General features: G+C 67.4%; 12 protein-coding genes, 1 rRNA gene and 2 pseudogenes. 2 read left to right on the top strand and 13 right to left on the bottom strand.

Translation table 11 applies throughout. From position 1 onward, the window contains the following. Positions 1-187: pseudogene (locus F0415_RS12415) on the bottom strand (ISL3 family transposase); the annotation flags it as partial. Positions 188-243: 56 nt separating this feature from the next. Between F0415_RS12415 and F0415_RS12410 the strand changes: the two are divergent. Further along, positions 244-864 (top strand): annotated as a pseudogene (locus F0415_RS12410) (sensor histidine kinase); the annotation flags it as partial. A gap of 3 nt (positions 865-867) precedes the next feature. On the opposite strand, the gene glmU reads toward F0415_RS12410, so the two are convergent. Continuing rightward, entirely contained in the window at positions 868-2,238 is a 1,371-nt protein-coding gene (gene glmU, locus F0415_RS12405) for a bifunctional UDP-N-acetylglucosamine diphosphorylase/glucosamine-1-phosphate N-acetyltransferase GlmU (protein WP_149861536.1), read from the bottom strand. A 72-nt stretch (positions 2,239-2,310) separates the two neighbouring features. Between glmU and F0415_RS12400 the strand changes: the two genes are divergently transcribed. Further along, positions 2,311-2,715, top strand: coding sequence for a GtrA family protein (locus F0415_RS12400; protein ID WP_149861535.1), 405 nt, complete (start codon positions 2,311-2,313; stop codon positions 2,713-2,715). Positions 2,716-2,785: 70 nt separating this feature from the next. Here the strand turns inward: F0415_RS12400 and F0415_RS12395 are convergent, their stop codons facing one another. From F0415_RS12395 to rrf, 11 genes are all read right to left on the bottom strand, one after another. Further along, positions 2,786-3,208 (bottom strand): F0F1 ATP synthase subunit epsilon, encoded by a 423-nt coding sequence (locus tag F0415_RS12395; protein WP_149861534.1) that lies wholly within the window; start codon positions 3,206-3,208, stop codon positions 2,786-2,788. Between the two features lie 55 nt (positions 3,209-3,263). Then, a complete protein-coding gene (gene atpD / locus F0415_RS12390; RefSeq protein WP_149861533.1) occupies positions 3,264-4,673 on the bottom strand; it encodes a F0F1 ATP synthase subunit beta in 1,410 nt (469 codons plus the stop codon). A 46-nt stretch (positions 4,674-4,719) separates the two neighbouring features. Further along, positions 4,720-5,583: a F0F1 ATP synthase subunit gamma gene (atpG, locus tag F0415_RS12385; protein WP_149861532.1), complete on the bottom strand. Its 864-nt coding sequence runs from the start codon at positions 5,581-5,583 to the stop codon at positions 4,720-4,722. A gap of 72 nt (positions 5,584-5,655) precedes the next feature. Beyond that, entirely contained in the window at positions 5,656-7,200 is a 1,545-nt protein-coding gene (atpA, locus tag F0415_RS12380; RefSeq protein ID WP_149861531.1) for a F0F1 ATP synthase subunit alpha, read from the bottom strand. A gap of 58 nt (positions 7,201-7,258) precedes the next feature. Further along, a complete protein-coding gene (locus F0415_RS12375; protein WP_149861530.1) occupies positions 7,259-7,789 on the bottom strand; it encodes a F0F1 ATP synthase subunit delta in 531 nt (176 codons plus the stop codon). Positions 7,790-7,802: 13 nt separating this feature from the next. Beyond that, entirely contained in the window at positions 7,803-8,273 is a 471-nt protein-coding gene (locus F0415_RS12370) for a F0F1 ATP synthase subunit B (RefSeq protein WP_149861529.1), read from the bottom strand. A gap of 76 nt (positions 8,274-8,349) precedes the next feature. Then, positions 8,350-8,622, bottom strand: a complete 273-nt coding sequence (gene atpE, locus F0415_RS12365) for a F0F1 ATP synthase subunit C (protein ID WP_149861528.1) — start codon at positions 8,620-8,622, stop codon at positions 8,350-8,352. A gap of 54 nt (positions 8,623-8,676) precedes the next feature. After that, entirely contained in the window at positions 8,677-9,552 is an 876-nt protein-coding gene (gene atpB / locus F0415_RS12360) for a F0F1 ATP synthase subunit A (protein WP_149861527.1), read from the bottom strand. After that, positions 9,549-9,875 (bottom strand): ATP synthase subunit I, encoded by a 327-nt coding sequence (locus tag F0415_RS12355; protein WP_149861526.1) that lies wholly within the window; start codon positions 9,873-9,875, stop codon positions 9,549-9,551. Before F0415_RS12355 ends, atpB begins: the two co-directional genes overlap by 4 nt. A 420-nt stretch (positions 9,876-10,295) precedes the next feature. Beyond that, entirely contained in the window at positions 10,296-11,516 is a 1,221-nt protein-coding gene (locus F0415_RS12350; RefSeq protein ID WP_149861525.1) for an ISL3 family transposase, read from the bottom strand. A 129-nt stretch (positions 11,517-11,645) separates the two neighbouring features. Continuing rightward, positions 11,646-11,726: ribosomal RNA gene (gene rrf, locus F0415_RS12885) — 5S ribosomal RNA — on the bottom strand; the annotation flags it as partial.

Raw genomic sequence — 11,726 nt, 5'->3', positions numbered from 1 at the left:
GCCGGTAACGCTTGGCGACGGTGTCGTGAACCGGATGCTGGCCCTCCACGCCAGCCAGCGCGAAGCGGCTGCCGGCGATGAAGTCCACCCGGATGGTGAGCGTCTTGGCCGCCAAATCGAAGTCCGCACCCGTCACCTGCCACGGCGGAGAGACCCCCAAGGCAGCCTCAAACAGCTTGTCAGTCATACCCGATCCCGTACCTGCTCAGGTCCAGCTTACCCACTCGAAATTGAAAAGAGGCGAAAAAGGTGATCCGGGTGATAAGCCACGAGCTGAACAATTCGCTGGCGCCGGTGGCGTCGCTGGCGCACTCGGGCGCCGAGCTCACCCGTCGCGGCCAGTACCAGCGCCTGGAATCGGTGTTCGCCACCATCGAGGAGCGGGCCAGGCACCTGGAATCCTTCATCCGCGGCTACGCCCGCTTCGCCAAACTGCCCGCGCCGCGGCTGGAAGTGGTGCACTGGCCGGCCCTGGTGGATCGCCTGCGCAGCCAGATCGCGTTCGCCGTGGACGGGCGCTTGCCGGAGGAGCCGGTGCGTGCCGACGTGTCGCAGCTGGAGCAGGCCTTGCTGAACCTGCTCAAGAACGCCCACGAATCCGGCTCGCCGCCGGAAGAGGTGAAGCTGCGGATCCGCCACCTGCCCGGACTGTTCCGCATCGAGGTCCTGGACCGCGGCAGCGGCATGAGCGAGGCCGTGCTGGCCAATGCCCTGGTGCCCTTCTACTCGACCAAGCGCAGCGGTACCGGTCTCGGCCTGGCCTTGGCGCGGGAGATCGCCGAGGCGCACGGCGGCCGCATCAATCTGAGCAACCGCGACGGCGGCGGGCTGGGCGTGACCATGGTGTTGCCGGCCCGCCTGTGATCGCTATTTCTTCTTCGGCCGTTGCCATCCGTCCACGGTGACCTGGCGGCCACGGGCCACGGTCAGCTTGCCCGCCGGCGCATCCTTGGTGATCACGGATCCGGCGCCGATCGTGGCCTGCTCGCCGATGCTGACCGGCGCTACCAGCGAGGCGTTCGAGCCGATGAACGCGCCCTCGCCGATCACCGTGACCGACTTTTTCGCACCGTCGTAGTTGCAGGTGATGGTGCCGGCGCCGATGTTCACCGCCGCACCGACCTCGGCATCGCCGAGATAGCTGAGGTGGTTGGCCTTGGCGCCGCGGCCGAGGCGGGCCTTCTTGGTCTCGACGAAATTGCCGATGTGCACGCCCTCGGCCAGTTCGGTGCCGGGCCGGAGCCGGGCGAAGGGGCCTATGCTGGCGGCGCCGCGGGTGACGGCGCCTTCCAGGTCGCAATGGGCGTTGACCACCGTGCCGGCCGCCAGCTCGACGTCGCGCAAGCGGCAGAACGGACCGATGCGCACGCCGTCGCCCAGCACGACCCTGCCCTCGAGCACCACGTCCACGTCGATCTCGACGTCGCGGCCGGCCACGACCTCGCCGCGCAGGTCGAAGCGGGCCGGGTCGGCCAGGCGCACGCCGGCACGCATCAGGGCCTCGGCGGCACGCCGCTGGTACATGCGCTCCAGGCGTGCCAGCTGCAACGGATCGTTGGCGCCCTCGGCCTCGCCGGGCACGGTGCAGGCGGCCACGGTGGCCGGGCAGCCCTCGTCACGGGCCATGGCGAACACGTCGGTCAGGTAGTACTCGCCCTGGGCGTTGTCGTTGCGCAGGGCCGCGAGCCAGCGGCGAAGATCGGCGGCGGGTGCGGCGATCACACCGGTATTGACCAGGCGCACTGCCCGCTGTGCGGCGTCGGCGTCCTTCTGCTCGACGATGGCCAGCACGCGGCCGTCCTCACCGAGCAGGACGCGACCGTAGCCGCCCGGGTCGTCCAGGGTTTCGGTCAGCACGGCCAGTCCGTCGGCAGCGGCGGCCAGGAGCCCGCGCAGGCTGTCGGCGGTGATCAGCGGTACGTCGCCATAAAGCACCAGTACCCGCGCCTGATCCGGCACGGCGGGCATGGCCTGCCGGAGGGCATGACCGGTGCCCAGCTGCTGCGCCTGCTCGGCCCAGTGCAGATCAGGCTGGTCGGCGAAGGCGGCGCGCACCTGGTCGCCACCGTGTCCGTAGACCAGATGGATGCCGGCGGCACCCAGGCTGCGCGCCGTGGCGATCACGTGCGCCAGCATGGGCCGACCGGCGACCGGTTGCAGGACCTTGGGGCGGTCCGACTTCATGCGTTTGCCTTCGCCGGCGGCGAGGATGACCACGTGCAGCGGGAGTGTTGCCATGTCCGGGAGTTTCCGTGGGTTGTAGCGCCATGGTAAACCTCCGGCGCCCCGCTCGGCTTCTACCGATTTGCCATGCCAGCCGTCGCACCGTCGCCCTGGGCCCGCCAGGGGTTCCGTTTCGTCATCGTCGGCCTGGCGCAGCTGCTGCTCGACTGGGCCGTCTACGTGGCGCTGACCGGCCTGGGCGCCGATACCGCCTGGGCCAATCCGCTCAGCCGCTTCAGCGCCATGCTGCTGGGTTTCTGGGCCCACGGCCGCTACACCTTTGCCGATGAGGCGGGGGCCCGGCTTGGTTGGCGGCGGCTGGCCCGCTTCCTGCCCACCTGGCTGGCGCTCACGGCACTGGGCACGATCGTCCTGGCCTGGTTGGCGGATCTGCGCGGCCTGTCGGCGGCCTGGCTGGCCAAGCCGGCAGTGGAGGCGGTGCTGGCGGTGCTGAGTTTCCTGGCCCTGCGGGCCTGGGTGTACCGGCGCTGAGCGCAGGAAAAGCGAAACGCCGGCGCAGGGCCGGCGTTTTCGTACCTGCGTCGAAGCGCCGGCGGCAGCGTCAGTGCTTGAGGTTCTTGCGTAGCCGCTCGAGTGCCTGCAGCTGGGCCATGGCCTCGGCCAGTCTGGCCTGGGCTTCGGCGATCTCCATGGCCTCGGAACGGTTGGCCAGGATGCGCTCTGCCTCGGCCTTGGCTTCCCGGGCCTTGGCCTCGTCCAGGTCGGCGGCGCGAATGGCGGTGTCGGTCAGCACGGTCACGACCTGCGGCTGCACCTCCAGGATGCCGCCGGAGACGTAGAAGAACTGCTCGTCGCCATTGGCCAGGATCACCCGCACCTGACCCGGCTTGAGCCGGGTGATCAGCGGCGCGTGCCGCGGCGCGATGCCCAGCTCGCCCATCTCGCCGGTGGCGACGACCATCTGCACCTCGCCATGGAAGATCTCCTCCTCGGCGCTGACGATGTCGCAACGGATGGTGCTCATAGATTAACCCTCTTCACTTGGCTCCCTGGTCCATGTCGGGAGGGAGCCCTGATGCTCAGGCGGCGACGCCGATCTTCTTTGCCTTTTCGAAGGCCTCGTCGATGCCGCCGACCATGTAGAAGGCCTGCTCCGGCAGGTGGTCGCATTCGCCATCCACGATCATCTTGAAGCCGCGGATGGTCTCCTTCAGCGGCACGTACTTGCCAGGCGAGCCGGTGAACACTTCGGCGACGTGGAAGGGTTGCGAGAAGAAGCGCTCGACCTTGCGGGCACGCGCCACCACCAGCTTGTCCTCTTCGCTCAGCTCGTCCATGCCGAGAATGGCGATGATGTCCTTGAGCTCCTTGTAGCGCTGCAGGGTGGCCTGCACCCGGCGGGCGGTCTCGTAGTGCTCGTTGCCGATCACGTTCGGGTCGAGCTGACGGCTGGTGGAGTCCAGCGGGTCCACCGCCGGATAGATGCCCAGCGCGGCAATGTTGCGGCTCAGCACCACGGTGGCGTCGAGGTGGGCGAAGGTGGTGGCCGGCGACGGGTCGGTCAGGTCGTCCGCGGGCACGTACACGGCCTGGATCGAGGTGATCGAACCGGTCTTGGTCGAGGTGATGCGCTCCTGCAGGACGCCCATTTCCTCGGCCAGGGTCGGCTGGTAACCCACCGCCGACGGCATGCGGCCCAGCAGCGCGGACACCTCGGTGCCGGCCAGGGTGTAGCGGTAGATGTTGTCGATGAACAGCAGCACGTCGCGGCCCTTGCCGGTGGCCGGATCCTTGTCGTCGCGGAAGTACTCGGCCATGGTCAGGCCGGTCAGGGCGACGCGCAGGCGGTTGCCCGGCGGCTCGTTCATCTGGCCGTACACCATCGCCACCTTGTCGAGGACGTTGGAGTCCTTCATCTCGTGGTAGAAGTCGTTGCCCTCGCGGGTACGCTCGCCCACACCGGCGAACACGGACAGGCCGGAATGCTGCTTGGCGATGTTGTTGATCAATTCCATCATGTTGACGGTCTTGCCGACGCCGGCGCCGCCGAACAGACCGACCTTGCCGCCCTTGGCGAAGGGGCACATCAGGTCGATCACCTTGATGCCGGTTTCCAGCAGCTCGTTGCCCGAGGCCTGGTCCTCGTAGGACGGCGCCGGACGGTGGATCTCCCAGTGGTCGTCGGCCTTGATCTCGCCGGCCTCGTCGATCGGGGTGCCCAGCACGTCCATGATGCGGCCCAGAGTGCCCTTGCCCACCGGCACGGCAATGGCGCGGCCGGTGTTGGTGGCGACCAGGTTGCGCTTCAGGCCATCGGTGGAGCCCAGGGCGATGGTGCGGACGACGCCGTCGCCGAGCTGCTGCTGCACCTCGAGCGTGATGTCGGTGCCGTCGACCTTCAGCGCGTCGTAAACCTTCGGCACGTTCTCGCGCGGGAACTCGACGTCCACGACCGCGCCGATGATCTGAACAATCTTGCCCTGGCTCATTGCTGTTTCCTCGGTTCTGATGCTTGTTGGGGGCGCCGGGTCCGGGTCAGACCGCCGCGGCGCCGCCGACGATTTCGGAGATTTCCTGGGTGATCGCCGCCTGGCGCGCCTTGTTGTAGATCAGGTTCAGCGTGCCGATCAGCTTGGTCGCGTTGTCGGAGGCCGCCTTCATGGCCACCATGCGCGCCGCATGCTCGGAGGCGAGGTTTTCGAGCACCGCCTGGTAAACCAGGGACTCGATGTAACGGGTCATGACGTGGTCGAGCACGGTCTGCGGGTCAGGCTCGTACAGATAGTCCCAGTCGTGCCGCGCCTCCAGGCTGTCGGAGGGCGGCAGCGGCAGCAGCTGGTCCTGCCGCGGCTTCTGGGTCATGGTGTTGATGAAGTCGTTGTAGCAGAGGAAGACCCGATCGAGCCGGCCCTCGGCGTAACCGTCCAGCATCACCTTGATCACGCCGACCAGCCTGGCCAGCTCCGGCCGTTCGCCCAGGTGGGTGACCGAGGCGGCCATGTTGAGCTTGAGCCGGCGGAAGAAAGTGGCGGCCTTCTGGCCGATGCAGACCACATCCACCTCGGCGCCCTTCTCCTGCCACTGGCGCATGTCGGCGACGATGCGGCGGAACATCTGCGAATTGAGGCCGCCGCACAGGCCACGGTCGGTGGATACGATCACGTAGCCGACCCGGCGCACCTGCTGCCTTTCCGCCATGAACGGATGGGTGTACTCGGTGTTGGCCTTGGCGATGTGGCCGATCACCTGGCGCATCAGTCGCGCATACGGGCGCGAGGCCTTCATGCGGTCCTGGGCCTTGCGGATCTTCGACGCCGAGACCATCTCCAGCGCACGGGTCACCTTGCGGGTGTTCTGCACGCTCTTGATCTTGGTCTTGATTTCCCTGCCGCCTGCCATGCTCTGCTCGCTAGGTTCCTGGTTCCGACCACGGCGCGCCTCCGGGGCGCGCCACGTTTGCCCGCCGACGCCTTACCAGCTGCCGGTGGCCTTGAACTCGGCGATGATCTTTCTGAACGCCTCTTCGATGTCCTTGTCCCAGGCGCCGGTCTCGACGATCTTCTTCTCCAGCTCGCCCTGGGTGTTGCTCAGGTGGGCATGCAGGCCAGCCTCGAATGCCAGGATCTTGTTCACCGGCACGTCGTCCAGGTAACCCTCGTTGACCGCATAGATGGACAGGGCCATCTGGGCGATGTTCATCGGTGCGTACTGCTTCTGCTTCATCAGCTCGGTGACGCGCTGGCCGCGCTCGAGCTGCTTGCGGGTAGCCTCGTCCAGGTCGGAGGCGAACTGTGCGAAGGCCGCCAGCTCGCGGTACTGCGCCAGGGCGATACGGATGCCGCCCGACAGCTTCTTCATGATCGTGGTCTGGGCGGCGCCGCCGACGCGCGACACCGAGATGCCGGCGTTCACGGCCGGGCGGATGCCGGCATTGAACAGGTCGGTTTCCAGGAAGATCTGGCCGTCGGTGATCGAGATCACGTTGGTCGGCACGAACGCCGAGACGTCGCCGGCCTGGGTCTCGATGATCGGCAGTGCGGTCAGCGAGCCGGTCTTGCCCTTGACGGCGCCGTTGGTGAACTTCTCCACGTAGGCCTCGTTGACCCGGGCGGCACGCTCGAGCAGGCGCGAGTGCAGGTAGAAGACGTCGCCCGGGTAGGCTTCGCGGCCCGGCGGACGACGCAGCAGCAGGGAGATCTGCCGGTAGGCGACCGCCTGCTTGGACAGGTCGTCGTACACGATCAGGGCGTCCTCGCCGCGATCGCGGAAGTACTCGCCCATGGTGCAGCCTGCGTAGGCCGAGATGTACTGCATCGCAGCCGATTCGGAAGCCGTGGCGGCGACCACGATGGTGTGGGCCAGAGCGCCGTTTTCCTCCAGGCGGCGGACGATGTTGGCGACAGTCGAAGCCTTCTGGCCGATCGCCACGTAAATGCACTTCACGCCGGTGGACTTCTGGTTGATCACGGCGTCGATGGCCAGGGCGGTCTTGCCGGTCTGGCGGTCGCCGATGATCAGCTCGCGCTGGCCGCGGCCGATCGGGATCATGCTGTCCACGGACTTGTAGCCGGTCTGCACCGGCTGCGACACCGACTTGCGCCAGATCACACCGGGCGCGACCTTTTCGACCGGCGAAGTCAGCCGGGCGTTGATCGGGCCCTTGCCGTCGATCGGCTCGCCCAGGGCGTTGACCACGCGGCCCAACAGCTCGGGGCCGACCGGCACTTCGAGGATGCGGCCGGTGGTCTTGGCGGTATCGCCTTCGCGCAGGTGCTCGTAGTCGCCCAGCACCACCGCGCCGACCGAGTCGCGCTCGAGGTTCAGGGCCAGCGCGAAGGTGTTGTTGGGCAGCTCGATCATCTCGCCCTGCATCACGTCGGCCAGGCCGTGGATGCGCACGATGCCGTCGGACACCGAAGTGACGGTGCCTTCGTTGCGCGCCTCGGCAGCCAGCTTGACCTTCTGGATGCGGGTCTTGATCAGTTCGCTGATTTCGGACGGGTTGAGCGTCTGCATGGGGGTATCCCTGGGTCGTCCGGCCGGAGCCGGCGCTTGGTTCAAAGGAAAATCGTCGTCAGTTCGCCAATGCCGCGCCGAGGCGCGCCAGCTTGGTGCGGAGCGAGCCGTCGATGACCACGTCGCCGGCGTCGATCACCGCGCCGCCGATCAGCGACTCGTCCACCGCCGTCGCCAGATCGATCTCGCGGCCGAAGCGGTTGCGCAGTGAAGCGCGCAGCTTCTCCAGCTCGTCGGCGGCCAGCGGCCGGGCCGAGGTGACCCTGGCCTTGACCACGCGCTCGGCCTCGGCGCGCAACTGCTCGTACAGGCCGGCGATCTCGGGCAGCAGTGCCAGGCGCCGGTTCTCCGCCAACACGGCCAGGAACTGCCGGAACTCCGGGTCGGCATCGCCGGGCGGTGTCAGCAGCTCGACCAGGTCGGCGGTGGCGGCCAGCGGATGGCCGATCGCCGCCTGCGCCTCCGGCACGGAGGCGGCCTGGGCAGCGAACCCGAGCAGTGCCGACCACCGGGGCAGGCGGCCGGTGTCCTTGGCCAGCGCGAAGGCGGCGCGGGCGTAGGGGCGGGCGAGGGTGAGGGCTTGGCTCATGGCGGGTTCGGGCTCAGATTTCCGCAGCCAGCTCGTCCAGCAACGCCTTGTGGGCGGCGCCGTCGATCTCGCGACGGATCAGCTTCTCGGCACCGGCGACCGCGAGTGCGGACACCTGGCGGCGCAGCTCCTCCTTGGCGCGGTTGGCAGCGGCGGCGATCTCGGCTTCCGCCAGCGCCTTCTGGCGGGCCGCTTCCGCGATCGCCTCGGCCTTGGCCTGGTCGATGATCTGGTTGGCCCGGGCGTGCGCCTGCTCGATGATCTCGTTGGCCTTGGCGCGGGCCTCGCGCAGGGCCTCGGCAACCTTCTCCTCGGCCTGGGCCAGATCCTTCTTGCTGCGGTCTGCCGCAGCCAGGCCCTCGGCGATCTTCTGCTGGCGCTCTTCGATGGCCGACATCAGCGGCGGCCAGACGAACTTGTAGGAGAACCAGATCAGGATGGCGAAGGCCAAGGCCTGCCCGATCAGGGTGGCGTTGATGTCCATTGCGATTACTCCGCGATGACGTTGCTGGGAGCGCAGCGGCCTCGGGCCGGCCGCGCTCCGGTACGGGCGGGCTGGATCAGCCGCCCAGTGCAGCCAGCAGCGGGTTCGCGAAGGCGAAGAACAGCGCGATGGCCAGGCCGATGATGAAGGCGGCGTCGATCAGGCCGGCCAGCAGGAACATGCGGCCCGACAGCATCGGCACCAGCTCCGGCTGACGGGCGGCGCTCTCGAGGAACTTCGAGCCCATGATGCCGATGCCGACGCAGGCGCCCAGGGCGCCCAGGCCGATGATGATGCCGATGGCCAGCGCAGTGGAACCCTGGATGGCGGCGACGAGGTTCATGTCCATGGTGCAGTCCTTTTTTGCAGGTTCGGTTAAGGGTGGACGAAACGAAGCGTTGGATCAGTGGGCCTCGGTGGACATCGACAGGTAGACCACCGTGAGGATCATGAAGATGAAGGCCTGGAGCGGAATCACCAGGATGTGGAAGATGGACCAGCCGGCGCCGGCGACGACCGCGCCGAGGAAGGCCAGCAGGCCGCCGGCGGTGCCACCGGCTCCACCGACCTCCAGGATGTAATGACCGCCGGCTGCGCCAAGCAGGGCAATCAGCAGGAACACCAACTCGCCGGCGTACATGTTGCCGAACAGTCGCATGGCAAGGCTGACCGGCTTGGACAGGTACTCGATGACGTTGAGGCCGAAGTTGGCCGGCGCCAGGACGAGCTTCATGACCGTGCCATGGGCATGGAAGGGAGCGGTGAACAGCTCCCTGGTGAAGCCGAAGCCGCCTTTGGCCTTGATCGCGAAGGCGATCATCAGGATCAGCACGGACAGCGACATCGCCAGGGTGATGTTGAGGTCGGTGGTGGGCACGGCGCGGAAGTACTCGGCGCCGAGCGCGTGGGCGATGCCTGGGGGCACGTCCACCGGCAGGAACTTGACCGAGTTCATCAACAGGATCCAGACGAACACGGTCAGCGCCAGGGGCGCGACGAAACGGCGGTTGCCGTGGAAGACGTCGCGGACCTGGGTGTCGATGAACTCCACCGCCAGCTCGATGAAGGCCTGCAACTTGCCGGGCACGCCGGCGGTGGCGCGGCGGCCGACCCACCAGAACAGGCCCAGGCCCAGCATGCCGATGACCAGCGACATCAACAGCGAATCGACGTTGATGGTCCAGAAGCCGCCCGGGCCGATCTCCATCTTCAGATGCTGGAGATGGTGGGTGACGTATTCGCTGGGGCTGTCACCGGCGACTTGCAGGAGTCGTTTCATCGAAGCAACCAAGGCAGGCTGAACAGTTGTGCGAGGGTCGCGACCACCGCGCCCCCCAGTACATAGGCGGGAACCAGGCCCTGCGTCATCGCCAGCACCAGGCCGGCACCGATGACGCCCCACTTGAGCACCGTTCCCAGGAGCAGGCGTCCGAACTGCAACGCCGCCGGAGCCGTGCGCGAGCGCAACTCCGTCCGCCAGGCGAAAACGAATTGCGCCGCCGCGATCACCACCGCGCCCGTCAGCGTGGACAGGCCGGCAGCTCCTCCCATGACCGCCGCGACGACGGCGGCAGCGGCGAGCCCCAAGGCCAGCTGGAACATGGGCAGCCTGAGGGCTCGGGGCGAAACGGGAGGGGACGCGCGGTTCAATTCGTACTCGATGGCGTTCCCTGAAGCCGCAAAATTATAGCAGCCGCGCATTTCGACGGACAAGCGGAAAACGGCATATTTCCGGCTCTGCAATGCTGTCCGCGTATGCGCCGGGATCGTGCCCGCAGCGCAGGCGGAGCCCGCAGCAAACCCTGGCGGCCCGGCCGCCCGTCCGCTCGATGGAACGCTCTGCCGGCGCTGGCGACGGCGGCAACGGCGCCGGGGTCCTGGCGCTGCCCGGGAGACGGCCAGCCTGGTTCCTGGTGGCGCGAACGGCAAGCTCATGTCCATCCGGTTGGGCGGGGGCGGTGTCCGGCCCTGGGCCATCCCGGCCCGGCCGGGCGGGTTCGGGCGGGGCAAGAAAAAGGTTCTTCACCCAAGTCCGGGGAAGGCCGCCCGGATCTTCAGGAAGAAATAGGCGTCATCCCGGTAGCCGTAGGCTACCCGCTTGATGACCTTGATCTTGTTGTTGATGCCCTCGACCAGGTTGGTACCCAAGGGCCAGCGACAGTGGGCCAGGATGCCGGCCAGGTAGGGCTCGATGCGACGAACGAAGGCCCGCAGTGGCTCCAGCCCACTGCGCAGGGCCCGGCGTTTCCAGCTCTTCCAGGCTTTCCTGGCCCAGGCTTCGGACCGGTAGTCCCAGAGCGCTTTGAGGTCATCCTTGAGCAGGTAGGCCGTGAACAGCGCCTTGTTGGCCGTCAGCAGTTCTTCCAGCCGCACGACCTGGTCCTGCGGCACGTTTTCGCGGTTACGCAGCAGCAGCCAGCGTGACGTTTTCACGACACGTCGCGCCAGCTTGTCGCCCTTGAGCCGGTTGGCTTCGTCCACTCGCACCCGGTCGATCACCTCGCGGCCGTACTTGGCCACGACGTGGAACAGGTCGTAGACCACCTCGGCGTTCGGGCAGTGTGCCCGCACTTCCAGGTCAAAGGCCGTGCTCATGTCCATGGCCACGGCCCGGACCTGGGCACAGCGATCAGGACCAAGCAGTTCAAAGAAGGGCCGAATGTCCGCCCTCGACCGACCCCGGCCTACCCACAGCACCCGCTTGCGCTCGGGATCAACGATCACCGTGGCATAGCGGTGACCCTTTTGAATTGCAAACTCGTCCATTGCCAACAGGCGTACCCCGTTCAGATCCGGCGGGCCGAGCGTGCGCTCCAGGTGCCTGAAATCGATCGCCTTGACCGTCTTCCAGTTCAGGCCAAACCACTGCGCCGCATGCCGAATGGAGGTGCCCGCGCACAGCCGGGCCACGCTGTCGGCCAGCCTCCGGGTGACCCGGGCGTGGGGGTCGATCCAGTCCAGTCCCTCCAGTCGCGGGCCGCAGCGCGGGCAAGCCAGCCGCAGCCGCGGCACCACCAGCTCCACAGCGTGCTCGAACAGCGGCAGGTCACGGATCCGCCGCAGCGTGACGTCGTGGATGGCCGTCACTGGCTGGTCGCAGCCTGAACATCGGCGCTTCACGCCCTCTTCGGGGGTCAGCTCCAGCACCGCCCAGGACCGGCCACCCCGCTGCTCCTGACGCCAATCATCGACGCGATAACCCACCCAGCCACCCAACTGGGCAATACAATCCACTTTGGCCACGGCCGGCCCCGTTTTGTTGCCTCGAGAACAACAATTCTGCCGGGTCGGCCGTGTGCCTCTCTCCCCTCAGTTGGGAGAAGAACCAAGAAAAAACCCCCGCCGGGGCCGGCGGGGGTTTGGGGGTAAAGCCCCTGGCGATGACCTACTCTTGCATGGCATGGGCCACACTACCATTGGCGCGGCTGCGTTTCACTTCCGAGTTCGGGAAGG

This window comes from Arenimonas fontis (genome assembly GCF_008386465.1).
GTDB classification, from domain to species: Bacteria; Pseudomonadota; Gammaproteobacteria; order Xanthomonadales; family Xanthomonadaceae; genus Arenimonas; species Arenimonas fontis.
Note: the sequence above shows the minus strand (reverse complement) of the source record. Positions and strands in the feature narration are given on the sequence as shown.